The 24,289-nt window shown below is 70.0% G+C and carries 23 protein-coding genes; 12 read left to right on the top strand and 11 right to left on the bottom strand.

Annotation, left to right across the window (positions count from 1 at the left end):
* Window positions 1-213: 213 nt before the first annotated feature.
* Entirely contained in the window at window positions 214-1,167 is a 954-nt protein-coding gene (gene hutG, locus J2W14_RS03185; protein WP_307458222.1) for a formimidoylglutamase, read from the top strand.
* Between the two features lie 30 nt (window positions 1,168-1,197).
* Here hutG and J2W14_RS03180 read toward each other — a convergent pair whose 3' ends face one another.
* From J2W14_RS03180 to J2W14_RS03160, 5 genes are all read right to left on the bottom strand, one after another.
* Window positions 1,198-2,502, bottom strand: a complete 1,305-nt coding sequence (locus J2W14_RS03180; RefSeq protein WP_307458220.1) for a cation:proton antiporter — start codon at window positions 2,500-2,502, stop codon at window positions 1,198-1,200.
* Between the two features lie 111 nt (window positions 2,503-2,613).
* Window positions 2,614-2,850 carry a hypothetical protein gene (locus J2W14_RS03175; protein ID WP_307458217.1) on the bottom strand — a complete coding sequence of 79 codons (237 nt, stop codon included), beginning with the start codon at window positions 2,848-2,850 and terminating at the stop codon, window positions 2,614-2,616.
* Between the two features lie 150 nt (window positions 2,851-3,000).
* Complete coding sequence (gene hutH, locus J2W14_RS03170) at window positions 3,001-4,593, bottom strand: histidine ammonia-lyase (RefSeq protein ID WP_307458215.1); 1,593 nt, start codon at window positions 4,591-4,593, stop codon at window positions 3,001-3,003.
* A 105-nt stretch (window positions 4,594-4,698) separates the two neighbouring features.
* A complete protein-coding gene (locus J2W14_RS03165; protein WP_307458214.1) occupies window positions 4,699-6,399 on the bottom strand; it encodes a urocanate hydratase in 1,701 nt (566 codons plus the stop codon).
* Between the two features lie 240 nt (window positions 6,400-6,639).
* Entirely contained in the window at window positions 6,640-7,482 is an 843-nt protein-coding gene (locus J2W14_RS03160; RefSeq protein WP_307458212.1) for an IclR family transcriptional regulator, read from the bottom strand.
* 227 nt (window positions 7,483-7,709) lie between these two features.
* Here J2W14_RS03160 and J2W14_RS03155 point away from each other — a divergent pair, with 227 nt between their 5' ends.
* Window positions 7,710-8,045 (top strand): hypothetical protein, encoded by a 336-nt coding sequence (locus J2W14_RS03155; protein WP_307458211.1) that lies wholly within the window; start codon window positions 7,710-7,712, stop codon window positions 8,043-8,045.
* An 11-nt stretch (window positions 8,046-8,056) separates the two neighbouring features.
* Here J2W14_RS03155 and J2W14_RS03150 read toward each other — a convergent pair whose 3' ends face one another.
* Window positions 8,057-9,025 (bottom strand): NAD(P)-dependent alcohol dehydrogenase, encoded by a 969-nt coding sequence (locus J2W14_RS03150; RefSeq protein ID WP_307458210.1) that lies wholly within the window; start codon window positions 9,023-9,025, stop codon window positions 8,057-8,059.
* 194 nt (window positions 9,026-9,219) lie between these two features.
* Here J2W14_RS03150 and J2W14_RS03145 point away from each other — a divergent pair, with 194 nt between their 5' ends.
* The 3 genes from J2W14_RS03145 (at window position 9,220) to J2W14_RS03135 (ending at window position 10,604) form a co-directional block, all read left to right on the top strand.
* The gene (locus J2W14_RS03145) at window positions 9,220-9,873 is read left to right on the top strand and encodes a LysE family translocator (RefSeq protein ID WP_307458209.1); all 654 of its coding nucleotides are present in this window, start codon (window positions 9,220-9,222) and stop codon (window positions 9,871-9,873) included.
* 192 nt (window positions 9,874-10,065) lie between these two features.
* The gene (locus J2W14_RS03140; protein ID WP_307458208.1) at window positions 10,066-10,326 is read left to right on the top strand and encodes a hypothetical protein; all 261 of its coding nucleotides are present in this window, start codon (window positions 10,066-10,068) and stop codon (window positions 10,324-10,326) included.
* Window positions 10,327-10,343: 17 nt separating this feature from the next.
* Complete coding sequence (locus J2W14_RS03135; protein WP_307458205.1) at window positions 10,344-10,604, top strand: helix-turn-helix domain-containing protein; 261 nt, start codon at window positions 10,344-10,346, stop codon at window positions 10,602-10,604.
* 11 nt (window positions 10,605-10,615) lie between these two features.
* On the opposite strand, the gene J2W14_RS03130 is transcribed toward J2W14_RS03135, so the two are convergent.
* Window positions 10,616-11,365 (bottom strand): 3-hydroxybutyrate dehydrogenase, encoded by a 750-nt coding sequence (locus J2W14_RS03130; RefSeq protein ID WP_307458202.1) that lies wholly within the window; start codon window positions 11,363-11,365, stop codon window positions 10,616-10,618.
* 142 nt (window positions 11,366-11,507) lie between these two features.
* On the opposite strand from J2W14_RS03130, the gene J2W14_RS03125 reads away from it, so the two are divergent.
* Window positions 11,508-12,425, top strand: coding sequence for a LysR family transcriptional regulator (locus J2W14_RS03125; protein WP_307458200.1), 918 nt, complete (start codon window positions 11,508-11,510; stop codon window positions 12,423-12,425).
* Between the two features lie 28 nt (window positions 12,426-12,453).
* Here the strand turns inward: J2W14_RS03125 and J2W14_RS03120 are convergent, their stop codons facing one another.
* Window positions 12,454-13,374: a spermidine synthase gene (locus J2W14_RS03120; RefSeq protein WP_307458298.1), complete on the bottom strand. Its 921-nt coding sequence runs from the start codon at window positions 13,372-13,374 to the stop codon at window positions 12,454-12,456.
* 203 nt (window positions 13,375-13,577) lie between these two features.
* Between J2W14_RS03120 and J2W14_RS03115 the strand changes: the two genes are divergently transcribed.
* The 6 genes from J2W14_RS03115 (at window position 13,578) to J2W14_RS03090 (ending at window position 18,786) form a co-directional block, all read left to right on the top strand.
* Window positions 13,578-14,441: a hypothetical protein gene (locus tag J2W14_RS03115; RefSeq protein ID WP_307458196.1), complete on the top strand. Its 864-nt coding sequence runs from the start codon at window positions 13,578-13,580 to the stop codon at window positions 14,439-14,441.
* Complete coding sequence (locus J2W14_RS03110) at window positions 14,438-14,851, top strand: phage holin family protein (RefSeq protein ID WP_307458194.1); 414 nt, start codon at window positions 14,438-14,440, stop codon at window positions 14,849-14,851. The genes J2W14_RS03115 and J2W14_RS03110 overlap by 4 nt, the downstream gene beginning before the upstream one ends.
* 18 nt (window positions 14,852-14,869) lie before the next feature.
* The gene (locus J2W14_RS03105; protein ID WP_307458192.1) at window positions 14,870-15,478 is read left to right on the top strand and encodes a DUF3618 domain-containing protein; all 609 of its coding nucleotides are present in this window, start codon (window positions 14,870-14,872) and stop codon (window positions 15,476-15,478) included.
* Window positions 15,479-15,562: 84 nt separating this feature from the next.
* Window positions 15,563-16,729: a YihY/virulence factor BrkB family protein gene (locus tag J2W14_RS03100; RefSeq protein WP_307458188.1), complete on the top strand. Its 1,167-nt coding sequence runs from the start codon at window positions 15,563-15,565 to the stop codon at window positions 16,727-16,729.
* 74 nt (window positions 16,730-16,803) lie between these two features.
* Entirely contained in the window at window positions 16,804-17,715 is a 912-nt protein-coding gene (locus J2W14_RS03095) for a universal stress protein (protein WP_307458186.1), read from the top strand.
* A gap of 63 nt (window positions 17,716-17,778) precedes the next feature.
* Window positions 17,779-18,786, top strand: coding sequence for a zinc-dependent alcohol dehydrogenase family protein (locus tag J2W14_RS03090; RefSeq protein ID WP_307458184.1), 1,008 nt, complete (start codon window positions 17,779-17,781; stop codon window positions 18,784-18,786).
* Window positions 18,787-18,835: 49 nt separating this feature from the next.
* Here the strand turns inward: J2W14_RS03090 and J2W14_RS03085 are convergent, their stop codons facing one another.
* From J2W14_RS03085 to J2W14_RS03075, 3 genes are all read right to left on the bottom strand, one after another.
* The gene (locus J2W14_RS03085) at window positions 18,836-22,018 is read right to left on the bottom strand and encodes an HAD family hydrolase (protein WP_307458181.1); all 3,183 of its coding nucleotides are present in this window, start codon (window positions 22,016-22,018) and stop codon (window positions 18,836-18,838) included.
* Complete coding sequence (locus J2W14_RS03080; RefSeq protein ID WP_307458178.1) at window positions 22,015-22,962, bottom strand: polysaccharide deacetylase family protein; 948 nt, start codon at window positions 22,960-22,962, stop codon at window positions 22,015-22,017. The genes J2W14_RS03085 and J2W14_RS03080 overlap by 4 nt, the downstream gene beginning before the upstream one ends.
* 74 nt (window positions 22,963-23,036) lie before the next feature.
* Window positions 23,037-24,149 (bottom strand): SDR family oxidoreductase, encoded by a 1,113-nt coding sequence (locus J2W14_RS03075; protein ID WP_307458174.1) that lies wholly within the window; start codon window positions 24,147-24,149, stop codon window positions 23,037-23,039.
* Between the last annotated feature and the right edge of the window lie 140 nt (window positions 24,150-24,289).

The following is a 24,289-nucleotide window of genomic DNA, read 5'->3' as shown; positions in this document are numbered from 1 at the left end:
TCGGCCCGATGTCGCCCGCGCGGGGTATGCACTCGCCACCTCCCCCCCCCCCCCCGCCGTGGTGACACTCCGCCCCCTTTATTGCCACAACCTTGGGCGCGATGTGTCACCTCGGCGGCGTTTAAGCGGTGTCTAGGCGAGGATTCCGGGATTACGGACACTCCGGCGGCGGCGCGGCTGGTTTTCCGGCCCTGGCTGCGGTGAGCTAGGGGCATGGTTTCCCCCGTGCCCGCCGTTGATGTCCCGCCGCAGCCCTGGACCGGACGGTTCGACGGCGACGGCCCCGAGCACCGCCGCTGGTGGCAGGCCGTCACGCCCTACACCCCGCGCCGCGTCCACACCGCCTCCGCCCGCCCCGCCGTCATTCTCGGCTTCGGCAGCGACGCCGGGGTGCGCCGCAACAAGGGCCGCACCGGTGCCGCCGCGGCCCCCGCCGCGATCCGCGCCGCCCTCGGTCCGCTCGCCTTCCACCTCAGCCGGGAAGTGCACGACGCCGGCGACGTCACCGTGGCCGGGGATGCCCTGGAGGCGGGTCAGGCGCGTGCCGGGCTCGCCATCACCGGCCTGCTCGACGCCGGGCAGCTTCCCGTGGTGCTGGGCGGCGGGCACGAGACCGCGTTCGCGAGCTACCTGGGCGTGGCAGGCTCGGCGGCGGTCCGCGAGGGCCTCCGCGTGGGGGTGCTGAACCTGGACGCGCACTTCGACCTCCGCGACGAGGCCGTGCCCAGTTCCGGGACACCGTTCCTGCAGATGGCCCGCGCGGAAGCCGCCGCCGGCCGCGAACTGAGGTACGCCGTCGTCGGGATCTCCGAGCCGAACAACACCCGGGCGCTGTTCCGGACCGCCGGGGAGCTGGGGGTGGACTACCTCCTGGACGAGGACTGTTCCGCCGAGGCCGCGCGTGTGTTTGTGGCCGCGTTCCTGGCGCAGGTCGACGCCCTGTATCTGACCATCGACCTGGACGTGCTGCCGGCCTCGGTGGCGCCGGGCGTGAGCGCACCGGCCGCGTACGGCGTGCCGTTGCCGGTGATCAGCGCGGTGTGCCGCCAGGTGGCCGCGAGCGGAAAGCTGCTGCACCTCGACATCGCCGAGCTGAACCCCGAGTTCGACCTCGATGCCCGCACCGCGAAGGTGGCCGCGCGGCTCATCAATACGCTGCTGGGGTAGCCGGCGGCCCGGCGGGCACCGCGGCCAAAGTCAGATCGGTGTCTTCGGCGCCTTGCCCTCGTCGCCATACTGCCGCGCGGCCTTCCGTTCGCGGAGCCGGTCCAGCCGGTTCATGACCGGTGCCGTGGTCGCCCCGTGCAGCACGATGGACATTGCCACCACCAGGCCGATGAAGGCCCACAGCTGCTCGGCCTGGGCGTCGAAGTCGCCCTTGCTCAGCGCGTAGGCGAGGTAGTAGAGCGAGCCGATGCCGCGGATGCCAAAGAAGGCGATGGCGATCCGTTCCCGCGGGCCGGTCTTGCCCCGGGCCAGGCCGATCCAGCCGGCCAGCGGGCGGACAACCAGCAGGAACGCCAGCGCCACCAGGACCTCCGCCCAGCCGATGCCGGCCAGCAGGCCCCGGGCGATCGCGCCGCCCAGGAGCACGAGGATGACCACCGTCATGAGCCGTTCGAGCTGCTCCACATAGGAGTGCATCACGCGGTGGAAGCCATGCGTGCGTTCCGCGGCCCGGATGGTCACCGCACACACAAAGACGGCGATGAACCCGTAGCCTTCCAGCATTTCCGTGACCCCGTACGCCAGGAAGGTCGCCGCCAGTGCCACGAACCCTTCGGAGTGGCCGGACAGCCGGATGCTGTCCCGGGCGGAGAAGAACAGCCGGCTCAACGCCTTCCCGGCCAGCCAGCCAAGGAGCACGCCCATGCCGATCCGCCAGACGACGTCGGTGGCGAACCAGGAAACGAACCACTCAGACGGCGCGGGGCCCACCAGGCTGATGGCGATGGCCAGGTAGACAAACGGGAAAGCCAGGCCGTCATTCAGGCCTGCCTCGGAGGTGAGGCCGAAGCGGATCTCGTCTTCGCCGCGTTCGGTTTCGTCCTCGTCGTCGGCGGGCTCGCCCACCTGGACTTCCGAGGCCAGCACGGGGTCGGTCGGCGCGAGCGCCGCCGCGACCAGCAGCGCGGCGCCGAGCCCCAGCCCCAGCACCCCGAGACCCAGCAGGGTGAGGGCAACGATGCAGATCGGCATGGCCACACCCAGCATCCGCCACGTGGTGGACCATTCGCGCCTGCCCACGGGGCGGTCGAGCGCGAGGCCGGCGCCCATCAACGAGATGATGACGCAGATTTCGGTCAGGTGGGTGGTGAATTCCCCGTATTGCAGGGGGTCCGGGTCCGGCAGCGACGGGATGAACGTGAAGGCCAGGATGCCGGCGGCCAGGAAGACCATCGGCATGGACAGCGGCGCATTGCGCAGCAGCTTGGGCAGGAGGGCTGCGGCGAAGACGGCCAGGCCTGCCGCCGCAAAAATGATACTGGGAGCCTCAAACACTGCGTATTCCTCCTGCCGGGGCCCGGATGCCCGGGGATGAGTGAGGCGCCGTCCCTGCGGAACGGCGCCCCCTCACCAAGATACGCGAACGGCGCTAAAACCCGGGAGCGGCTAGCTGCGCCGCACCTCCACGCCGTCGGATTTCAGGAAAAGCTGGGTCTCGGACGGGACTACCGGGACCAGCCAGAGAACGTTGCCGCTCAGTGAGACTTCTTCGACCTCACCGGCCGCCAAAACCTGGGCGTGCTTAAGGATTTCGACCCGGTCCCCCGCCTTGAGGCTCCGCCAGTCGGAAACTGCGCTGATCGATGCCAGGCGCCTGGACACTACCGTCCCCCGTGCTTTCATGAACTTTTACCCCTTTGTATATGTTCCTGGTCACAACTTCGTTGGTGTGATCTTCCATTTGTACTACAGTTCCCGCGCCCCAGCCGGGCGTATTGCCCACTATTTCGGGGGCGGCGGAAATTGTTCACCCGGATTGAATTTTGTTTTCCTTCAGGCGAGATTTCCGACGGCGGATTCGGCCGCGGCCCGCACCCTGCCCGAGGCGACGAGGCGGTCCGCGGCTTCCAGTTCCGGGGACAGGAACCGATCGGTGCCGGGACCGTCGACGACGTCGCGCAGCGCGGCGATCACGGCGGTGCCGGCGGGGCCCGGGGCAAGTTCGCCGCCGGAGAGCTGGGTGCGGATGTCGAGTGCCCGCGCCGAGGTCACGAGTTCGATCGCCAGGACGCGGCGCAGGTTCTCCACTGCGCGGCGGAGCTTGCGGGCAGCGTGCCAGCCCATCGACACGTGGTCCTCCTGCATCGCGGAGCTGGGGATCGAGTCCACCGACGCCGGGACAGCCAGCCGCTTGTTGTCCGAGACCAGCCCGGCCTGGGTGTACTGGGCGATCATCAGGCCCGAATCGACGCCGGGGTCCGCCGCCAGGAACGCCGGCAGCCCGTGCGAGCGGGCCGGGTCCAGCATGCGGTCTGTCCGGCGCTCGGCGATGGAGCTCAGGTCCGCGACGGCGATCGCCAGGAAGTCCAGCACGTAGGCGACCGGGGCGCCGTGGAAGTTGCCGTTGGAGCTGACCCGGCCGTCGGGCAGGACCACCGGGTTGTCGATCGCGGCGGCCAGCTCGCGGGAGGCGACCATGGCGGCGTGGTCCACGGTGTCGCGGACGGCGCCGGCCACCTGGGGGGCGCAGCGCAGCGAGTACGCGTCCTGGACCTTGGTGTCGTTGATCCGGTGCGAGGCCACGATCGGGGAGCCGGACAGGACCCGGAGCATGTTGTCCGCGGAGGCGGCCTGGCCCGGGTGCGGGCGCAGCGCCGCGTGCAGCTCGGGCAGGAACACCTGATCGGTGCCGAGCAGCGCCTCGACGCTGAGCGCGGCGGTGATGTCCGCCGTCGTGAGCAGCTGGCGGATGTCCGCGATGGCCATCAGCAGCATGCCCAGCATGCCCTCGGTGCCGTTGACCAGCGCCAGGCCCTCCTTCTCGGCCAGGGTGACCGGCTCGATCCCGTGCGCGGCGAGGAGATCGGCGACCGGGCGGCCGTCCCTGCTGCCGTACAGTTCGCCGTCCGGGCCCGTGGCTTCGCCTTCGCCCATCAGGACGAGGGCGCAGTGGGACAGCGGGGCGAGATCGCCGGAGCAGCCGAGCGAGCCGAATTCGCGGACCACCGGCGTGATGCCGGCGTTGAGGACGTCCACCATGGTCTGCAGGACCACGGGGCGGACGCCGGTGCGGCCGGACGCGAGGGTCTTGGCGCGCAGGAACATGATGCCGCGGACCACCTCGCGTTCCACGGCCGGGCCCATGCCGGCGGCGTGGCTGCGGATCAGCGACTTCTGCAGCTGGGTGCGCAGTTCGGTGGGGATGTGCCGGTTGGCCAGCGCCCCGAAGCCGGTGGAGATGCCGTAGGCGGGGACCTCGCTGTGAGCAAGGCCATCGATGTGGGCGCGGACCTTGGCGACGGCGTCGAGGGCGTCCGGGGCGATGGTCACCCGGGCGTCGTGGCGGGCGACGGCGACGACGTCCTCGGGGGTGACGCCGCTGGAGCCGAGGGTGACGGTGAGCGGTGAGTGGGTGGTGACAGTCATGGGATGTTCCTGTGTATTTCCCATCGATTGCTCCGCACGTGCCCTTTTGGGGGCTCAAAACGGCAGTTGCGGAGCAATCGATGTGGGTTGGGCCTGGTTAGCGGGTTAGTGGCTCGGGGGGAGCATGGGGATGCGGACGCCGCGTTCGTTGGCGACTTCGACGGCGCGGTCGTAGCCGGCGTCGGCGTGGCGGATGACGCCCATGCCGGGGTCGTTGGTGAGCAGGCGTTCGAGCTTCTGCGCGGCCAGGTCGGTGCCGTCCGCGACGGAGACCTGGCCGGCGTGGATGGAGCGGCCGATGCCGACGCCGCCGCCGTGGTGGATGGAGACCCAGGTGGCGCCGGAGGCGGTGTTGAGCAGCGCGTTCAGCAGCGGCCAGTCGGCCACGGCGTCCGATCCGTCAGCCATCGCCTCGGTTTCGCGGTACGGGGACGCGACGGAGCCGGAGTCGAGGTGGTCGCGGCCGATCACGATGGGCGCCTTGACCTTGCCCTCCTTGACGAGCTGGTTGAACAGCAGCCCGGCCTTGGCGCGGTCGCCGTAGCCCAGCCAGCAGATGCGGGCCGGGAGGCCCTCGAACTCGACGCGCTCGGCGGCGGCGTCGATCCAGCGGTGCAGGTGCTTGTTCTCCGGGAAAAGGTCCTTGATGGCCCTGTCCGTGACCGCGATGTCCTCCGGGTCACCGGACAGAGCGACCCAGCGGAACGGGCCCATGCCCTCGCAGAACAGCGGCCGGATGTATGCCGGGACGAAGCCGGGGAACTCGAAGGCCCGGCTGTAGCCGCCTTTGCGGGCCTCGTCGCGGATGGAGTTGCCGTAGTCGAACACCTCGGCGCCGGCGTCCTGGAATTCGACCATGGCCTGGACGTGCTTGGCCATAGAGGCCTGGGCCTTTTTGGTGAAGCCCTCCGGGTCGGCCGCGGCCTCGCGGTGCCATTCCGCCACGGTGATGCCCTCGGGCAGGTAGCTCAGCGGGTCGTGCGCGGAGGTCTGGTCCGTGACGATGTCCACGGTGAGCTCCCCGGCGTTGTGGCGGCGCAGGATCTCCGGGAACACCTCGGCGGCGTTGCCGACATAGCCGACGGACCAGCCGCGGCGCTCCTCCTTGGCTGCCAGGACCTTGGCGATCGCGGCGTCGAGGTCGGTCTCGACCTCGTCGAGGTAGCGCTTGCCGAGGCGGCGGCGCAGGTGGCTTTCGTCGACGTCGACGATCAGGCAGGCGCCGTCGTTCAGGGTGACGGCGAGCGGCTGCGCGCCGCCCATCCCGCCGCAGCCGCCGGTGAGGGTCAGGGTCCCGGCGAGGGTGCCGTTTTCGTCGCCGGTGAGCTTGCGGGCGATCGCGGCGAAGGTTTCGAAGGTGCCCTGCAGGATGCCCTGGGTGCCGATGTAGATCCAGGACCCGGCGGTCATCTGGCCGTACATCATCAGGCCCTCGGCCTCGAGCCGGCGGAACTCGGGCCAGTTCGCCCAGTCGCCGACGAGGTTGGAGTTGGCCAGCAGCACCCGCGGCGCCCATTCGTTCGTGCGGAAGACGCCGACCGGCTTGCCGGACTGGACGAGCAGGGTCTCGTCCTTTTCCATGGTTTCCAGGGTGCGGGTGATCGCGTCGAACGCGGCCCAGGACCGGACGGCGCGGCCGGTGCCGCCGTAGACCACGAGGTCATCGGGGCGTTCGGCGACCTCGGGGTCCAGGTTGTTCATGAGCATGCGCAGCGGGGCTTCCGTCTGCCAGCTCTTGGCGGTGAGCTCGGTGCCGCGGGCTGCTTTGACCGGGCGGGCACCGGTGGTGAAATCGGCGGGTGCCATGAGGGGCTCCTTCGTGTCTCGATGGTTCGGGGGAATGAGGTTCTGTATCAACTAAAGCCTGTCCGCGGCCGCGGAAACAGGGCCCGCGGAGGGGTGCTGTCCGGGATTCCAGACAAGCCCGCCGGCTCCCCTCCCCCGCGTTGCGCTATCACTTCCGGTCCCCAAAATGCCCGGATGAGCGCTCAAAGTGATAGCGCAACGGGAGGTTGGAGGGGGCGACGGCGGCGGAGGGCGGGCCGGTCAGCCGGGCTGCGGGCGGCCGTGGATCCGGAGGGAGAGATCGTCCGCGGCTTTCCGCACCCGGGCGGCGAGGGCGGGCCACTCCTCGGGCGGGAGCTTGTCCTCGAGGAAGGTCACGGCGACGGCGGCGGTCGGCCAGCCCACATGGTCCGTGACGGCGGCCGCGATCGAGCCGAAGCCGGGCGTGACCTCCCCGTGTTCGGTGGCGTAGCCGCGTTGCCGGACCTGGTCCAAATGCGAGGAGAGCGCCGAGTACTTCATGATTGGCGATTCGGTCTCGTGCCGGGCGGTGAAGGCGGCCGCGTTGGGGTACAGCGCCCGGACCTGCGACTTGGGCAGCGCGGCGAGGATGGCGCGCCCGCTCGCTGTCAGGTGGCTCGGCAGCCGCACCCCGACGTCGGTCACCAGCGAGGGGCGGTTCTTGGCCCGCTCCTCCACGATGTAGAGCACATCGCGGCCGTGCAGCACGGCGAGGTGGGCGCTTTCACCGATCACATCCACCAGGGCGGCGAGCAGCGGCCGGCCCAGCCGGGAGAGCGGCTCCTGCCGCGAATACGCCGAACTGAGTTCGAAGGCACTGATCCCCAGCCCGTAGCGCTGCTCCTCGTGCAGGTGCAGCACAAAGCCGTTGGCCTCCATGACGCCCAGCAGGTGGTAGACGCTGGAGCGCGGCAGCCCCAGCGCGGTGGCAATGTTCGACGCCGCCATCGGCCCCCGCTTGGAGGCCAGCAGTTTGAGGATGCGCAGGGTATTTTCCGCGGCCGGAACCTTCGAGGTCACCTTGGCCGGGGTGGCCCGGGGTGCCCCCTCGTCGGCAGGCGGGGTGGTGCTGGTGGCTGGCATGGATCCTCTTCGAGTGCGGTGTCCGGTATCCCGTACTTAAGCATGCGCCCCGGGCCGGGACCCCGGACAGTCCGACGCGACTGCGGTGTCTGGAATCCCGGACAACGAAGGGACATGTCCCGCCGCGGCAATGAAGAACGCTCCCCGGGGGCGGGGCCTCCGCCCCTTGCCGCACCTCGGCGGCGGTGCTTGCATGGACGCGTCAGCCGGGATGCAGGAGGTCCGCCATGCGCTGGATTGCGGGTTTGTTCCTGATCGCGCACGGCCTGGTCCATCTGGCCATCTGGCTGCCGAAGCCGGACCAGAAGGCGCCGTTCGACGTCGGACATTCGCCCTTTGCCGGCGACGTCCGGCGGCTGGCGTCCGCTCTGGGCATCGCGGCCGCCGCCGTCCTCATGCTGGGCGGCCTGGGCCTGATCGGCGACGCGTCCTGGTGGATTCCGGTCACGGTCGCGGGCGCCGTGGTCTCGGCTATGCTGCTGCTCCTGACCTTCAACCGCTGGTGGCTGATCGGGCTCGGGATCAACGTCGCGATCATCGTGCTCGCGCTGCAGCAGCCTTGAAGCGGGCCTCCTTAGACCGTGATGACCACCTTGCCGCGGGCGTGGCCGTCGTGCATGTGGCGGATTGCTCCCGGAGCGTCGCCCAGCGGATAGCTCTTGTCGATGACGGGGGTGACGGTTCCGGCGTCGATGAGCTGGGCCAGGTAGCGGAGGTCCTCCTGGCGCTCGGTTGCCATCAGGCCGGTCAGTTTCTGCCCGACGAAGGGGGAGATCAGGGCGGCCCGGAGGGAGCGTTCGAATCCTCCGGTCCAGCGGCCGCCGCCTTCGCCTCCGACAATGACGAGGGTTCCCCGGGGTTTCAGCGCCCGGCGGAGGACTGACAGCGGGCGGTTGCCGGCCGTGTCGAGAATGAGGTCGTACTGCCGCGCGCCGTCCGCGAAGTCGTCGTGCTTGTAGTCAATGACGTGGTCGGCGCCGATGGACCGGACCAGGTCCAGCTTCGCGGTGCTGCATACGCCGGTGACCTGAGCTCCGAGCACCTTGGCGAGCTGGACGGCGAACGAGCCCACGCCGCCGCCGGCGCCAATGATCAGGACCTCCTGTCCGGGCTGGAGCTGCCCGCTGTCGCGCAGTCCCTGCAGTGCCGTGGTGGCGGAGATGGGCACGACCGCTGCCTGCTCGAAGCTGGCGTTCACCGGCTTCAGGGCGATCTTGCCCTCCTTGGCGCAGACAAATTCGGCGAAGGTTCCCTCGGCGGTGCCGAAGACCTCATCCCCCGGACGGAACCCGACGACGTTCTGTCCCACCGCTTCCACCCGGCCGGCGACTTCCCTGCCACGGATCGGGTTCTTGGGCGCCTTGAACCCGAAGAAGGCCCGGGTCAGGTACGGCAGTCCGGTCATGAGGTGCCAGACCCCCTGTTCGACGCCGGCGGCGCGGACCCGGATCAGCACGTCGCCGTCGCCCGGTACCGGGGTTTCAACGTCGCGCAGCACCAGCACATCCGCAGAGCCGTACACGTCCTGGACAATGGCTTTCATGGCGCCTCTTCTTCACTGTCGGGGTGCTGGACCGCAACACCCGGCGGCACCTTGAGCGCACGGGCGGGTGACAGCCCTGCTCAAAGCGCAGGAGACGAAGGGATTCGCGACCCGGATCGGTTTTATCACGGCCGGCAGCCCCTCCGGTAGGGCACCGCCCGCCACGGGCGGGGGCCGCGGGGCTAAAATCAGTCATGGTCCCCGCCACGAACCTGCTGGCCTTCGCCCTCGCCGCCCTCCTGCTGATCGCTGTGCCCGGACCCAGCGTCCTGTTCGTGATCGGACGGACGCTGGCGCTGGGCCGCCGGGGCGGGCTCCTGAGTGTGCTGGGCAACGCCGCCGGGGAGCTGCTGCAGATCGCGGCGGTGGCACTGGGGGTGGGCGTGGTGCTGGCCCAGTCCGTGCTGCTCTTCAGCGTGGTCAAGTTCGCCGGCGCGGCCTACCTCATCTACCTCGGCATCCAGGCCATCAGGCACCGCGGCGGAGGCCCGACGGCGGCGGAGCCCTCGCGTCCGGCGTCGACCCTGCGGATCCTCCGGGAGGGATTCATCGTCGGTGCCACCAACCCCAAGTCGATCATCTTCTTCGTCGCCGTACTGCCCCAGTTTGTGGACTACTCGGCCGGCGCCATCCCGTTGCAGCTGGCGACGTTGGGAGCGCTGTTCCTCGCGATCGCCCTGGCCTCGGACAGTGGCTGGGCGCTGATCGCCGGCACTGCCCGCCGCTGGTTTGCCAGCTCGCCCCGGCGGATCGCCGCGCTGGGCGCCACCGGCGGGGCGATGATGATCGGGCTTGGCGGAACCCTTGCCCTGGCCGGGAACGGGGCGGAGCCGCGGCCCGGCAAGTAGTCGGCGCTGCGTCCCAAGTGGTACTCGGTCCGGCAGAGGGAGAAGTTACTCGTGTGACGAATGGGGCTGAGGGCTACAGTAGCTTCACGGCTGCACGGACCGGCCGGGGGTGCGGGGCTGGGGAGCCCTCCCACAACTGGTCCGGGTGCCGCCGATAGTCCGAGTGGCGCGCTTTCCGAAGGAGTAGTTCCGATGGAGTCCCCAGCATCTCCGCAGGCACAACACCAACGACGCCGGGTGGCGGATTTCCTGTGGGGATCCGTGAGCCGCGCCAGAGCACCGCGCATTCCGTTCCGGATGGGACAGGTGCTCATTGGCGATGATCCGTTCAACGGCCGGCACCTGGGCACCGTGGCCGTGATCGATGCCCCCTACGTGGGTCTCCGGACCGGCGGCAGCAAGGCGGGGGACGTCACCTTCTACGACTACCGGCAACTCCGGTACCCCGACTAGTGGACGGGCCAGATGACATGAGCTCAGCGAATTTTTCCTCCCACTTCCTGACGATCGCGGAGGTCGCTGCGGCCATGCGGGTGTCCAAAATGACCGTCTACCGGCTGGTGAAGTCACACGCCATCGCGGCGGTGCGGGTGGGCCGCTCGTTCCGGGTTCCCGAGGAGGCCGTCAACGACTACATCCGCCGCGCCACCGAGCCCGCGACCCCGGCCCAGGGTGACGACAAAAAGGACGGCAGGACCGACGCCCAGAAGGATGACAAGACGACGGACTGATCGTCGGCCCGCTACCGGGCGGACCAGCCGCCGTCCATCGTGTAGCTCGCGCCGGTGACCATGCCGGCGTCGTCAGAGGCCAGCCAGGCGACGAGGGAGGCGACCTCCTCCGGCTCGACGAGACGCTTGACGGCGGCCTCGGTCAGCATGATTTTGGTGAGCACCTCGGACTCCGGGATCCCGTGCACCTTGGCCTGGTCAGCGATCTGCGACTCGACCAGCGGCGTCCGGACATAACCGGGGTTGACGCAGTTGGAGGTGACGCCGTGCTCGCCGCCTTCCAGCGCCGTGACCTTGCTCAGGCCTTCCAGGCCGTGCTTCGCCGAGACATAGGCACTCTTGAACGGCGAGGCCCGGAGCCCGTGCACGGAGGACAGGTTGATGATCCGGCCGAAGTTGTTGGCGTACATGTGCGGCAGCGCGGCCCGGATGAGGAGGAACGGCGCTTCCAGCATGAGCGTGATGAGGCGGCGGAAGTCCGCCGGGTCGAAGTCCTCGATCGGGCTGATGCGCTGGATGCCCGCGTTGTTGACCAGGATGTCGCAGTCCAGGCTGACGGACTGCAGCGCCTCGACGTCGAGCAGGTTGACCGCCCAGGAGGTGCCGCCGACCTCATCGGCGAGGGCTGTGGCCGCGGCCTCATCCATATCCGCGATCACCACCTTGGCCCCCCGTGCCGCCAGGGCGCGGACGCTCGCGGCGCCGATTCCGCCGGCTCCGCCGGTCACCAGGGCTTTTCGCCCGTTCAAGCTGCTCTCCATGTCCTGCACTCCTCAAGTTTGGGGTCGTCAACGGCCCAGAGGAGGTGCGATGCACAGCGCTGAGCAGCCGTACTGAGTATTGCCGCAGAAAGTGTGCGTTTCAATGGTCAAACCAGCACCCCTTGTGTGCAGAATTGCAGATATGAATGCGAACCCGGATGACCTGCTTGTCCTTCTGGCCGTGTCCCGCTCCGCGAAGTTCACGACGGCGGCTCAGTCCCTGGGGCTGAACCACACCACCGTGTCGCGCCGGATCGCGGCGCTGGAGAAGGCCCTGGGCGGGCGGGTGCTCTCCCGTGCCTCCGGCGGCTGGGAGCTCACGGAACTGGGCGCGGAAGCGGTGCTGGTGGCCGAGCGGGTGGAAGCGGCGATCCGGACCCTCGAACAGCCCGGCCGGGTGCCGGATCCAATCACCGGCGTCGTCCGGATGACCGCGACGGACGGCTTCAGCGCCTACATCGCGGCCCCCGCGGTGGCCAGGCTGCGCCGCGACCACCCCGGCCTCAGCGTCGAGATCATCACCGTGACGCGGCGGGCGCTCCAGCAGCGTTCCGGGCTGGACATCGAGGTCGTGGTGGGCGAACCGCAGGTGCACCGGGCCGCAGCCGCCCGGCTCGGCGAGTACATGCTCGGCATGTACGCCTCCCGCGATTACCTGGCCGAGTACGGCACCCCCACCACGATCGAGGAACTCACCACCCATTCGCTGGTCTACTTCGTGGATTCCATGCTGCAGGTGGACGATCTGGACGCCCCGCGGCGCCTCGTGCCCACGATGCGGGACGGCCTGAGCTCCACCAACGTCTTCGTCCACGTGGAGGCGACCCGCGCCGGCGCCGGGATCGGCTTCCTGCCCTGCTTCGCGGCGGACCTGCATCCGGATCTGGTCCGGCTGCTGCCGGAGGAGTTCGCCGAACTGCTGCCGTATTGGATGGTGCTACGGCCCGACTCCATGCGCCGCCCGGCCGTCGCGGCGGTGGTGCAGGCGCTGCGCGAGCAGACGAAGGCCCACCGCAAGGCGCTCCTGGGGCGGGGAGGGTCCGCATCGACTGCTCCGTAACCGCCGTTTTCGGGGCGGTAAAGGGCCGTTACGGAGCAGCCGACGGCGCCGGTTCGGCGGGTTTCGGGTCGCGGCGGACCGGGGCGCCGGCCGCGAAGGCCCGGACTTTGGCGTCGTTCCAGATGTGGGCGGGCACCGCGCCGCCCAGCAGGCGCCGCGCCAGTCCCGGGTCGTCGTCGAACGGCAGGTCGCTGCCGGCCATGATCATGTTCCCGTACCGCCGGCCTTTGAGCATGGCGGGGTCCGCGATGATGATGGTGTGCTTGAAGGTCTCCGCGATGGTCGCGGCGTCCTCCCGGGCGTTTTTCAGGTCCGGCGCGTCGCCGGAGTTCACCACGTAGATCCCCCCGGGGGCCAGGACACGCTTGGCGTGCTCGTTGAACTCCCGCGTGGTGAGCGGCCGCGGCGTCAGCGAGCCGGCGAACACGTCGCGGATGATCAGGTCCCGGGTCTGGGGAGTGAGGCTTTCGGTGACCTCACGGGCCTCCCCGACCCGCAGGCGCATCAGCGGCGCCTTCGGCAGGTCGAACCAGCCCCGGACATATTCGGCGAGTTTGCCGTCGAGTTCGACCACCACCTGGCGGGCCTCCGGGTAGGCGGCGTGGAAGTAGCGCGCCAGGGAGCATGCTCCGCCGCCCAGGTGCAAGGCTCGCAGCTTCGCCCGGGAGTCCCGCGGCCAGCGCGATTCCACCAGGGCCGAGATCCAGCGCATGTATTCGAAGTCGAGGAACAGCGGATCGGCCAGGTCGATGTGCGAGCTCATCACCCCGTTGATCCGCAGCAGCCAGCCGTTGGAGTTGTCCTGGTCGGCGATCAGTTCGCAGTCACCGGTGTCGATGTAGTAGATGCCTTCCAAGGGCCCCTCGGGGCGGCTGCCCTTCGGGATCTCCACCACTCCGGCGGCCTTTTCGGTGTTGCTCCGGCTGGCAGCCCTGCCCCGCTTGGCCATCAGCCGTGCACCGTTTTGCTCATGTTTCAAGCCTAGTTCACCGGCCGGGCGGGCTTCACCGCGGGCCCCGGCCCCGCAGGATGCGCTCCTGCGGCAAAAAATTAAGCAAAGGGTACTTACTATTCTTTAGTAATCATGCTTACTATTATCTCTCCAGTTAATGCTGGTTGTGATCAGCAGCCGATCTTGAAAAGAGAGCGAAGATGACAGAGAACCAATGGCCCCAGGACGGTAGCTACCGCACTCCCACGGCCACCACCCAGCAGACTCCCCTCCGGCCCGAAACCACCTTCCCGCCGACGCCGAAGGGCAGCTCATCCGGCACCTCCACCGAGAACGGGGCCTCCAAGACCGATGCCGCGCGGGACGAGGCAGCCGACGTGAAGCGCCAGGCCACCGATTCCGCCCAGACCGTGGCCGAGACCGCCAAAACCGAAGCCGCCAACGTCGCGGCCGAAGTGAAGACGAACGCCCGGGATCTCCTGTACCAGGCCAAGTCCGACCTCACCGACCAGGCCGGCACTCAGCAGCAGAAAGTCGCAGAGGGCCTGCGCTCGATTTCCACCGAATTGCAGACCATGGCCGCGGCCTCCGATCAGCCCGGCGTCGCCAGCGACCTCGTGCGCCAGGCGGCCGAACGGTCTTCCGCCGTCGCCGGCTGGCTCGATGCCCGGGACCCGGGTTCGCTGCTGACCGAGGTGAAATCCTTCGCCCGCCAGCGCCCCGGCACGTTCCTGCTGCTCGCGGCCGGCGCCGGCGTCCTGGCCGGGCGGCTGAGCCGCAGCCTGAGCGCCGGAGCTCCGGAAACGGGCGCCGCTGGCGTCGCCACGACCCCGGTCACCAGAGTCCCCGACACCGGCATGGCCGTTCCGCCGCCGCCCGTGCAGATGCCTGCCCCGGAGACCACGACGGCGGGCTTTGCCGAGACCTACCCGCCCAACCCGCTCGACGCCGATCCGCTCGGTGACCGTGGCCGGCAGGACCGCTGGGCCTCCGAGCCTGTGGTGACGGACCCGGCCCGACAGGATCCGTTCCGTGATGATCCCTTTGACGGTGGCCGTCGATGACCAGCGAAATGCCCCAGACCGGCGCGCACGCCAAGGCTGAGACGACGTCGCTGGGTGATCTGCTGGGCGAGGTCACGCGGGACATGTCCACCCTGATGCGGCAGGAAGTCGAGCTGGCGAAGGTCGAACTCAGGCAGTCCGCAACCCGTGCCGGGAAAGGCGCGGGGATGCTGGCCGGCGCCGGCGTCGCCGGCCACTTCGTCCTGTTGTTCCTGTCCCTGGCGCTCTGGTGGGCGCTCGGGACCGTCATGGGCCTGGGCTGGTCCGGCGTCGTCGTCGCCCTCATCTGGGGAGTCGTCGCCGCGATCCTGGCAGCCAGGGGCCGCAAGGAACTCAACGCGATCAAGGGCATGCCCCAGACCGCCGAGACGCTGCAGGAAATCCCGCCCACGCTCAAGCCCACCCCCTAAATACAGCGAGGAAACACGATGAGTGAGAACCCGGATGTCATCCGAGCAGATATCGAAGCAACCCGCGCGCGGCTGGGCACCAATGTCGATGCCGTAGCGGACAAGGTCACCCCGTCCCACATCGTCCAGCGCCAGACCGACAAAGTTAAAGAAAACGTCAAGGACGCCGTCTTTGGAGTGAAGGAGAAAGTCATGGGAGTCGCCGACCACACCGCTGGCAATGTCCACTCCGCCACCGGCACCGCCGGGGCGCACCTGGGCGACGCCGGCGCAGCCATCGGGGACGCCCCCGCGCAGGTCAGGACCAAGACCCAGGGCAACCCGCTCGCGGCAGGCCTGATCGCGTTCGGGGCCGGGCTGCTGGTTTCCTCCCTGATCCCGGCCAGCCAGAAGGAACGCGAAGCCGCGGATGCCCTGAAGACCGCGGCCGAACCGCTCACCACGGAACTCACCGAGGCCGCCAAACACGTCGCCGAGGGACTCAAGGAACCCGCCCAGGCAGCGATGGACAACGTCAAGGCCACCGCCGCTGACGCGACCGAGCACGTCAAGGCCGAAGGCCAGGGCGCCGTGGCCGACGTCAAGGACCGGACCGCCGTGGCCAAGGACAACGTCCAGCAGGCCTGATCCCGCTGGCACCCGGCCGGCCGTTCCCGCGCTCACGCGCCGGGCGGCCGGCTGACGCACTTAACCCCCGAAGGAAGAATTCCCATGTCCAAGAACCCCGCCGCGGCAGCAACGCCGGCCGACGCCGAAACCCAGGAGAGCAGCACCGCCAAGGCCCGCACGGCGCCGGCACCGGACGACGCACGCAAACCGGACAGCCCCACGGAGGTCACCAAGCCCTCGTGGCGGTACATCGCCAAGAAGACCTTCCGCGAATTCACCAAGGACCAGTGCCCCGACCTCGCCGCGGCCCTGACCTACTACTCGGTGCTCTCGATTTTCCCGGCGCTGCTGGCCCTCGTGTCGCTGCTGGGCATCTTTGGACAGCCCGAGAAAACCACGGGCGCGCTGCTGGAGATCGTCCAGGGCTTTGCACCGGCCGAGACGGTGGAGGCCGTCCGCGAGCCGGTCGAACAGCTCAGCAGCTCCTCCGCCGCCGGACTCACGCTGGTCCTCGGTATTCTCACCGCGCTGTGGTCGGCCTCCGGTTATGTGGGGGCGTTTGGCCGGGCCATGAACCGGATCTACGAAGTCGACGAGGGCCGGCCGTTCATCAAGCTCCGTGGAACCATGCTCGCGGTCACCATCGCCACCGTGCTGATCGTGGTGCTGCTGGCCGCCATGCTGGTCCTCAGCGGCCCGGTGGCGGAGTCCGTCGGCAACGCCCTTGGCCTGGGCGGGGTGGTCCTGACCATTTGGAACATCGCCAAGTGGCCCCTCATCGTGCTGCTCGTGGTAGCAGCGATCGCGATCCTCTACTACGCCACACCCAACGTGAAGCAGCCCAAGTTCCGCTGGATGAGCCTCGGGTCCCTGATCGCCCTGGTGATCTTCCTGCTGGCCTCCCTGGCCTTCGGCTTCTACGTCGCCAACTTCAGCAGTTACAACGAGACCTACGGCACGATCGGCGGCGTCATCATTTCGCTGCTGTGGCTCTGGATCCTCAACATGTCGCTGCTGTTCGGCGCCGAATTCGACGCCGAGATGGAGCGCGGCCGCCAGCTCCAGGCCGGCATCGAAGCCGAGGAAACCATCCAGTTGCCGCCCCGCGACACCAAACAGAGCGACAAGCTGCAGGCCCGGGAGGAAGAAGACATCCAGCACGGCCGCGAACTGCGTGAGCGGAGCGGCGGCGCGGACACGGGGGCCGCGACGGATTCCCGGTCCCCCCGGGACCAGGATCCCCGCAACCAGCGGGACCAAAGCCCCTAGCCCTTTCCTGGACCCTGCGTTCTACTGGGGGCAAAGTGCCGCCCGAGGGCGGACTTGGCTGACCGGGAGGACGCATGACGGCACCCGCCGCAGGGGACGAACGCACCACCGTGGCAGTGGGCTACGACGGGTCCGAGGCGGCGCAGGCGGCCGTCCGGTGGGCCGCGGAGTACGCGGCCGCCGGAGGGTACCGGCTCCGCGTCGTGCATGCCTGGATCTGGCCCGTCTTCACCAAGAAGCTCGGACCGGTCAAGGGCGTCGAGGGCAGCGGGCTGCGGCACGCGGCCGAGGTAGTCCTGGCGGAAGGCGTGGAGCTGGCCCGCACGGCCGCCGCCGCCGCGCCGGCCGTGCGGGCCCGGGACACGGCCGCCGCCACCGCGGAACCCGATTCCGGCGTCGAGGGTGTCATGGAAGCAGGGCTCCCGGCTGCCGTGCTGCGCGACGCCGCCCGTGATGCCCGCCTCCTGGTGGTCAGCAGCCGCGGTCTCGGCGGCGTGCTGGGCCATGTTGCCGGATCAGTCTGCCTCGACCTGGCCGGCTCCTCCCCCTGCCCTTTAATGGTCATCCGCCGGCCGCGCAGCCCCGGCCAGGCTGCCGGCCCTGTCGTCGTTGGCATCGACGGAACCTCCCGGAGTTCCGCGGCGCTGGCCGCCGCCGCCCGGCTGGCGGGGATGCTGGGCACCAACCTCCAGATCGTCCACATCGACCAGTCCGGCGGCGCAGCCCGGGAAAGGCACGGACGGCATGGCCCGCTGCACGGCCAGGAACTCCTGGACCACACCGTGGAGGAGGCCCGTAACCTCGCCCCGGAGCTGTCGGTCTCCGGGGTCCTGCGGGAAGGCCACGCGGCGTCCAAGGAGCTGCTGGCGGCCGCCGGAGACGCCGAAGTACTGGTGATTGGAACCCACAACCGTGAGGGCGGCCCGGGCAACACCGTCACCAGGGTCCTGAACAAAGCGCGCTGCAATGTCCTGATTACGCGCTGACCCCGCTCCACCGGACCACCGCCTTCAGAGGGGAGCTGGAGGTTTTAGCAGAGGAGGACGCCCGTGCGAGCCTGGCGCGTAGGACAGCCCGGGCCGATGAGAAGCGGCCCCCTGGTGGCGGACGAGTGCCCCGACCCCCGGCCGGGCCCCGGGGAGGTGCTGTTGCGGGTCCGGGTGTGCGGCGTCTGCCGCACCGACCTGCACCTGGCCGAGGGCGACCTCGCGCCGCGGCACCCCGGCGTCATCCCGGGACACGAAGTCGTCGGCGAAGTCATCACGTGCGGGGCCCGCGCCACGCGGTTCTCCCCCGGAGAACGCGTGGGCGTCGCCTGGCTGGGCAGGACCTGCGGCACGTGCCGCTTCTGCCTGCGCGGCGCGGAGAACCTCTGCCTCTTCCCCGTGTTCACCGGCTGGGACCGCGACGGCGGCTACGCCGAACTCATCACCGTGGCCGAAAACTTTGCCTACCGGCTCCCGCCAAGCTTCTCGGACGAGGAGGCCGCACCCCTGCTGTGCGCGGGAATCATTGGCTACCGCGCCCTCGGCCGCGCCGACCTGCCCATCGGCGGCCGGCTGGGGATCTACGGCTTCGGCGGATCCGCCCACCTGGCGGCCCAGATCGCCCTCTTCCAGGGCGCCCGTGTGTACGTGATGACACGGTCCGAGGAAGCACGCGCCCTCGCCCTCGAGCTGGGGGCGACCTTTGCCGGCGGCGCCGACGAGCAGCCGCCGGATCCGCTGGATTCCGCCATCCTCTTCGCCCCGGCCGGCAGCCTGGTTCCGGTGGCCCTGCGTGCCCTGGACCGGGGCGGCACGCTCGCCGTCGCCGGCATCCACCTGAGTGACATTCCGCCGCTGCACTACGCCGCGGAGCTGTTCCAGGAACGCCAGCTGCGCAGCGTCACGGCCAACACCCGGGCCGACGGCGAGGAGTTCTTCCGCGTCGCCGCGGAGATCCCGCTGCGCCCCACCACTGTGCCCTATCCGTTCTCGGCTGCGGACAAGGCCCTGCTGGACCTGTCGGAGGACCGGGTCACGGGAGCGGCGGTGCTCCGGATGGACGCCCCGTAGCCGGCCCGGCGCGCCCGCCGGATCAGACCGGTCAGCGGGATCAGACTGGTCAGCCGGGCCAGCCCTCCGTGCGCAGGAACACGTGGTCCTGGCCAGCCCTGAGGAGCACCCGCCGGGTTCCCACCCGCACCAGCACCGGGGCGGCGTCCCCGGGGGCCGCGGACACCGTCAGCCGGTCGCGTTCGAGCTGGACGGCGAGCATCTGGTCCCGGTAGCGGACGTGGAAATCCAGGCGGCTGAGCTCGACGGGCAGGCGGGGCGCGAAATCGAGGGCGTCGCGGGTGATCCGCAGCCCGGCGAAGCTGCGCTGGACGACGTCGATCGTCCCGGCCATGGCGCCCAGGTGGATGCCGGAGCTGGTGGTCCCGCCCTGGGTGTCGTCCAGGTCCGCGTCGAGGGCCTCCCGGAACACCGCCCACGCCCGCTCGGGGTCCCGCTGCGCCAGCACCGAGGCGTGGGCCACCCGGCTGAGCGTGGATCCGTGCGCCGTCCTGGCGAGGTAGAAGTCCACAGTGGCGGCCATCTGCGCGGAGGTGACGGCGTAACCCATCCGGGCCAGGAACTGGATGAGCTGGTCCTCGCCCAGAACGTACAGCAGCATCAGCACGTCGGCCTGTTTGGCCAGCCGGTAGTGGTTGGTGCTGTCCCCCTCCGCCTCCAGGATCAGGTCCAGCCGCTCGATCAGCCCGTAGCTGCGGCGGTAGTGCTTCCAGTCCAGTTCCCGCAGCGCGCTGTAGCCGTCGAACTGGCTGATCACCCCGTCGTCGTGGAACGGAACGAACATGCGCCGGCTGAGGTGTTCCCAGGCCTCGATCTCGGCGGCGGTGACCAGCAGCCGGGCGCGCAGCTCCTCCATGTCGAACCCCCGGACCGAATGCATGATCCAGACGGCCTGGTCGAACACCCAGGCGGCCATGACGTTGGTGTACGCGTTGTCGTTCAGTCCGCCGCCCGGGTCGCCGGGGTTCCCGGTGTGGTATTCATCCGGGCCCATAACGCCCCGGAGGTGGAAGCGGTCGTCCGCCGGGTCGAACTCCGCCATCGACGCGAACATCCGGGCGACGTCGACGATGATTTCCGCCCCGTGCTCGGTCAGCCAGCCGCGGTCCTGGGTCGCCTCGAAATACTGCCACGCGTTGTAGGCGACGGCGAGGCCGACATGGCGCTGGAGCCGGGAGTAATCCGGCATCCAGTGCCCGGACCGCCGGTTGAACAGCAGCTTCGGTGTCTGTTCCGTGCCGTCGCTGCCGCTTTGCCACGGGAACAGCGCCCCCTTCAGCCCCGCCGCCCGCGCCGCGTCCCGGGCGGCGCCGAGCCGCCGCCACCGGTAGTCGACCAGCTCCCGGGCGAGGGAGGGCAGCCGCGAATTCAGCACCGGCAGGACGAAGAGTTCATCCCAGAAGATGTGCCCCCGGTAGCCCTCGCCGTGCAGTCCGCGGGCCGGTACGCCGGCGTCGAGTTCGGCAGTGTGGGTGGTGAGCGTCTGCAGCAGGTGGAAGACGTGCAGGTTCAGGATGAGCTGCGCCTGCGAGCTCGCGTCGAACTCTATGATGAACGGCTTGAGCAGGATCTCCCACGCGGCCTCGTGCTCGGCCAGCAGGGCAGCGAAACCTTCCGGTGCGCGGGCCAGGGCGGCGCGGGCGGCCGTCAGCGGCGAGGCGATGGCGTGGTCGCGGGAGGACGCCACGGCCACGGTCTTGAGCACGGTCAGCGACTCCCCCGCATTCACGGAAAGCTCGAAGCGGTGCGTGTGCAGCCCGCCCAGCTGTTCGGGAATCCCGGACCCGGCCGCCCCGCCGGCACCGGACACGTCGGTCCGGAGCGCCAGGGCGATCCCGATCCCGCTGGTGACGGTCCGGACTTCCACCGTGAGGCCTGCGACGCCCGGGCCGGCCGCGGAGGCGGCCGCCTGGACGGACCCCAGATGCCGGCTGGACAGAGACGCGTCCTCGGGGACATTGGAGTTGGTCACGTCCGTGTCGCAGCCGCTGCGGATGCTGACGCCCCCGCTCCAGCCGACGGCCGTGATGACGGTTTCGAGCGCGGCGAGGTTCGGTCTGGCCATGGACACGAGGCGGCGCTGCAGCAGTCTCAGCTGCCGGCCGGCGTCGTCCTCCAGGAGCGCCTCCCGGCTCAGCACCGCCCGCTTCAGGTCCAGGGTGCGCCGCTCGCTGCGGAGCGAGAGCCCGTCCTCGGACCACCAGCCGCCGTCTCCGATCCGGAGATCCAGGGGCAGCCAGTCGGGGATGTTGACCATGTGCTCGTCGTCGGATTCCTGGTCCAGGACCACACTGTGCAGGCTGTTGTAGACCCCGGCGAGATAGCTGCCGGGATAGTGCACGGCCCCGGCCCGGTGCTCCGGAGCGGCTCCCCGGGTGGCCAGGTATCCGTTGCCGAGGGTGGTGAGGGCCTCGCGGTGGCCCTCGTGCGCCGGGTCGAAACCCTCGTAGACCAGCAGCCACGGGTGCGTGATGACGAGGCCGATGTCCAGCTGGCTGACATCCTCGACGACGACGTCGGCGCCCGCGGCTTCCAGCGGATCCCGGCGCCCGTCCCGGTCGATGCCGACCACCAGCCCGAATCCGCCGCGCCGGCCCGCCTCCACCCCGGTGACGGACTCCTCGATCACCATCGCCCGGGCGGGCGGGATCCCCAGCCGGCGGACCGCCTCCAGCGGCAGCGCCGGGGCCGGTTTTCCCGCGACGTCGCGGTCCAGGGCCGTTTGCCCGTCGATGACGTGGTCGAAGACGTCCGCGAGCCCGGCGGCGGCCAGCAGCGCGCCGGCGTTCCTGGCGGAGGTGGCGAGCACGACGGGGACCCGGCCGGCCTTCAACCTGCCAAGCAGGTCCGCGGTGCCGGGGAAAGCCCGGACCGGGTTGGTGCCGAGCAGTTTGTCGAACAGTTCGTTCTGGCGTGCTGCGAGGCCGAAGGCGGTCCACTCCCCGGGGCCGTCCGCGGCTGAGCCGTCCGGGATGGCTCCGCCGCGGGAGCGCAGGACGGTGGTGACCGCATCCTCCCAGGTCCGTCCCGCCACGAGGTCCAGGTAGTCCTCGGTGCTGAACTGGTCCCGGCGCGTCCCGGCGGGCAGCCGCGGGTCCTGGAGGACACCGTCGAAGAGCTGCTTCCACGCGGCTGCGCGAAGCTCCGCGGTGTCCGTGACCACGCCGTCGAGGTCAAGAATCACGGCATCGACAGGCGCCAGAGCGGCGGCGAGGGTGGGCGACTCCGTCATGCCAGCAGCGCATCGAGGGTGGTGAAGCCGTAGCCGGCCGCCCGGATCCGCTCGATCATCCCGGGCAGGGCGTCGGCGTCGAGGGTGGTCCCGTCGTTGGGGTTGGAGCCGATGTGCATGAGCACGATCTCCCCGGGCCGGAGCCCGGCGAGCACCCGGTCCGCCACGATCTGTGCCGTGATCCCTCCGCTGCTGCCCTTCCAGCCCAGGGTGTCCACGGTCCAGCGGACGGGCAGGTACCCGTAGGCGTTGACCGCGGCGATGGTGCGGGCGTCGCGTTCGCCGAACGGGAACCGGAACAACGGCCGCGGGTCCCCGCCGCCGGCCCGGATGGCCTGCTCGGCTCCGGACAGCTGGTCCCCGACCGCGGCGTCGGGGAGCCCGGTGAAGCCCGGATGGGTCATCGAATGGTTGCCCAGCCGGTGGCCGCCCGCCACGATGGCCGCGACTCCCGCCGGGTTCGCGGCGGCCCAGTTGCCGGTGAGGAAGAACGTGCCGCGCACACGGGTGGCGGCGAGGGTCTGCAGGATGCCGGGCAGCCCGGCCGAGTTGGCGCCGGCGTCGAACGTCAGCGCCACCACCGTCCCGGCGTCCGGGATCACCTCGAGGTCACGGCCGGCGAGCGCGGCGGGGAACGGTGCCGCCAGTACGGGCGGGGGCGGGGGTTCAGGCGCCGGCGGTGCGGGCGGGGGCGGAGCGGGGCTGGTGGGCAGCGGTGCGGGCCCGGCGGGAGCCGTGTCGCTGGGGGCGGGGACCGGAGCGTCCGACGGCGACGGCCCCGGCGTCGCGCTGTCCGAGGGGCCCGCCGTGACCGGAATCGCCGGCGAAGGCGGCACTGTGGGCGGCGGTGACGACTCGGATGGGGACGGGCCGGCCGACGGCGGGACCGTCGTCAGGACGGCGGCCAGCACCACCGCCGCGGACAGCAGAAGCACCGCGGCCACGGCCGCTAGCCACCGGCGCCGCTCGGACAGGAACGACCACATGCTTCACGGTGGCACCACCGGCCACAGCCAAACTAGGGCTGAAAGGCCCCCGGGGCGGACGCTGCCGGTATCAGGCGGTCGGCCCGGAGCCGGTCGAACAAGCGGGTGAAGGAGTCTTCCGTGCGGCGGTACCCGGTGAAGCCGGCAAGGCGGCTCTTGCTCATGTCGGTGACGACTTCGAGGTTCCGGCCCAGATCACCGTCCGTGTGCCACCAGGAGGCGAGCCTTGCGAGATCGGGTTCGGCGAGCCCGTGGCGGGCGGCGATGTCTGCCCAGAGGCCCTCCTTGCCGAGCATCTGTTGTTCCAGCGGGCGGGGCTGGCCGTCGTACCCGACGGGTTCGACGCGGAAATAGGCGGCGAGAGCAGGCCACATGCGGCGCCAGCGGAAGATGTCGCCGTTGACGATGTTGTAGGCCTCGTCGCCCACCCCGTCGGCGGTGGCTGCCCAGATCATGTGGTCGGCGAGCAGCCCGGCATCCGTCATGTCCGTGAGGCTGTTCCACTGCGTCTCGGAGCCCGGGAAGATGAATGGCTGGCCGAGCTCCCGGCAGATGGACGCCTGGACGGCGAGGGTGAGGCCCATGTTCATGGCATTGCCGACCGCATGCCCGATCACCGTATGCGCCCGGTGCACGGACCAGCCGAAGCCCTGCGTCCCAGCGGCGGCCCACAACTCGTCTTCCTGGGCGTAGTAGAAGTTGGGCGTCGGCAGCCTCGGCTCACTTTCGCGGAAGGGAGTGTCCGGCATCTCCCCCGCCGCGTACGCTTCAAAGGGGCCCAGATAGTGCTTCAGCCCGGTCATGAGGGCCACATGCTTCACCGGATGGCCGCTGAGGCTGGCCAGCAGGTTCCGCAGCATGGCCGCGTTGGTCTCGATGTTTTCCTGTTCCGTGTTCATCCGTGACCAGGCGGTGTAGAACACATGGCTCGCCTGTTCGCCGGCCAGCGCTTCCCGCAGGCCTTCCACCGAATTCAGGTCCGCACTCACATGGCGGACGTCACTGCGCCGGAGCGGGCTGCGGGAGAGTGCCACAACGTCCCAGCCCTCCTCGGCGAGCCTGTCGACCAGGGCGGACCCGGCAATTCCGCTGGCTCCCACCACCAGGGCAGTTTTGGTCTCAACGGTGTCTGAGCTGCTGCGCATGCCATTCCTCCTGGTACTGTCCCGCCGGACCGTCACCGGGTCCCTGGCTGCGGGCCGGTTCGGCCGGGACGGGTCCTCCCCCGCCCCGCTCCAGCGTCTCATGCCCGTGAGGGGACCGCCCGCCGGAGCTTCGTAACCTG

Origin of the sequence: Pseudarthrobacter oxydans (genome assembly GCF_030812335.1) — a bacterium.
GTDB classification, from domain to species: Bacteria; Actinomycetota; Actinomycetes; order Actinomycetales; family Micrococcaceae; genus Arthrobacter; species Arthrobacter oxydans_B.
This window is presented reverse-complemented; position numbering and strand designations above follow the sequence as displayed.

What these genes read in the sequence shown, in the direction of transcription:
- J2W14_RS03120 (WP_307458298.1), bottom strand. Translation starts at nt 13,374, where the DNA reads ATGGCCAAGCGGGGCAGGGCTGCCAGCCGGAGCAACACCGAAAAGGCC.
- J2W14_RS03075 (WP_307458174.1), bottom strand. Translation starts at nt 24,149, where the DNA reads ATGCGCAGCAGCTCAGACACCGTTGAGACCAAAACTGCCCTGGTGGTG.
- J2W14_RS03165 (WP_307458214.1), bottom strand. Translation starts at nt 6,399, where the DNA reads ATGGCACCCGCCGATTTCACCACCGGTGCCCGCCCGGTCAAAGCAGCC.
- J2W14_RS03145 (WP_307458209.1), top strand. Translation starts at nt 9,220, where the DNA reads ATGGTCCCCGCCACGAACCTGCTGGCCTTCGCCCTCGCCGCCCTCCTG.
- J2W14_RS03135 (WP_307458205.1), top strand. Translation starts at nt 10,344, where the DNA reads ATGAGCTCAGCGAATTTTTCCTCCCACTTCCTGACGATCGCGGAGGTC.
- J2W14_RS03175 (WP_307458217.1), bottom strand. Translation starts at nt 2,850, where the DNA reads ATGAAAGCACGGGGGACGGTAGTGTCCAGGCGCCTGGCATCGATCAGC.
- J2W14_RS03085 (WP_307458181.1), bottom strand. Translation starts at nt 22,018, where the DNA reads ATGACGGAGTCGCCCACCCTCGCCGCCGCTCTGGCGCCTGTCGATGCC.
- J2W14_RS03115 (WP_307458196.1), top strand. Translation starts at nt 13,578, where the DNA reads ATGACAGAGAACCAATGGCCCCAGGACGGTAGCTACCGCACTCCCACG.
- J2W14_RS03105 (WP_307458192.1), top strand. Translation starts at nt 14,870, where the DNA reads ATGAGTGAGAACCCGGATGTCATCCGAGCAGATATCGAAGCAACCCGC.
- hutG (WP_307458222.1), top strand. Translation starts at nt 214, where the DNA reads ATGGTTTCCCCCGTGCCCGCCGTTGATGTCCCGCCGCAGCCCTGGACC.
- J2W14_RS03130 (WP_307458202.1), bottom strand. Translation starts at nt 11,365, where the DNA reads ATGGAGAGCAGCTTGAACGGGCGAAAAGCCCTGGTGACCGGCGGAGCC.
- J2W14_RS03155 (WP_307458211.1), top strand. Translation starts at nt 7,710, where the DNA reads ATGCGCTGGATTGCGGGTTTGTTCCTGATCGCGCACGGCCTGGTCCAT.
- J2W14_RS03100 (WP_307458188.1), top strand. Translation starts at nt 15,563, where the DNA reads ATGTCCAAGAACCCCGCCGCGGCAGCAACGCCGGCCGACGCCGAAACC.
- J2W14_RS03150 (WP_307458210.1), bottom strand. Translation starts at nt 9,025, where the DNA reads ATGAAAGCCATTGTCCAGGACGTGTACGGCTCTGCGGATGTGCTGGTG.
- hutH (WP_307458215.1), bottom strand. Translation starts at nt 4,593, where the DNA reads ATGACTGTCACCACCCACTCACCGCTCACCGTCACCCTCGGCTCCAGC.
- J2W14_RS03110 (WP_307458194.1), top strand. Translation starts at nt 14,438, where the DNA reads ATGACCAGCGAAATGCCCCAGACCGGCGCGCACGCCAAGGCTGAGACG.
- J2W14_RS03140 (WP_307458208.1), top strand. Translation starts at nt 10,066, where the DNA reads ATGGAGTCCCCAGCATCTCCGCAGGCACAACACCAACGACGCCGGGTG.
- J2W14_RS03095 (WP_307458186.1), top strand. Translation starts at nt 16,804, where the DNA reads ATGACGGCACCCGCCGCAGGGGACGAACGCACCACCGTGGCAGTGGGC.
- J2W14_RS03125 (WP_307458200.1), top strand. Translation starts at nt 11,508, where the DNA reads ATGAATGCGAACCCGGATGACCTGCTTGTCCTTCTGGCCGTGTCCCGC.
- J2W14_RS03160 (WP_307458212.1), bottom strand. Translation starts at nt 7,482, where the DNA reads ATGCCAGCCACCAGCACCACCCCGCCTGCCGACGAGGGGGCACCCCGG.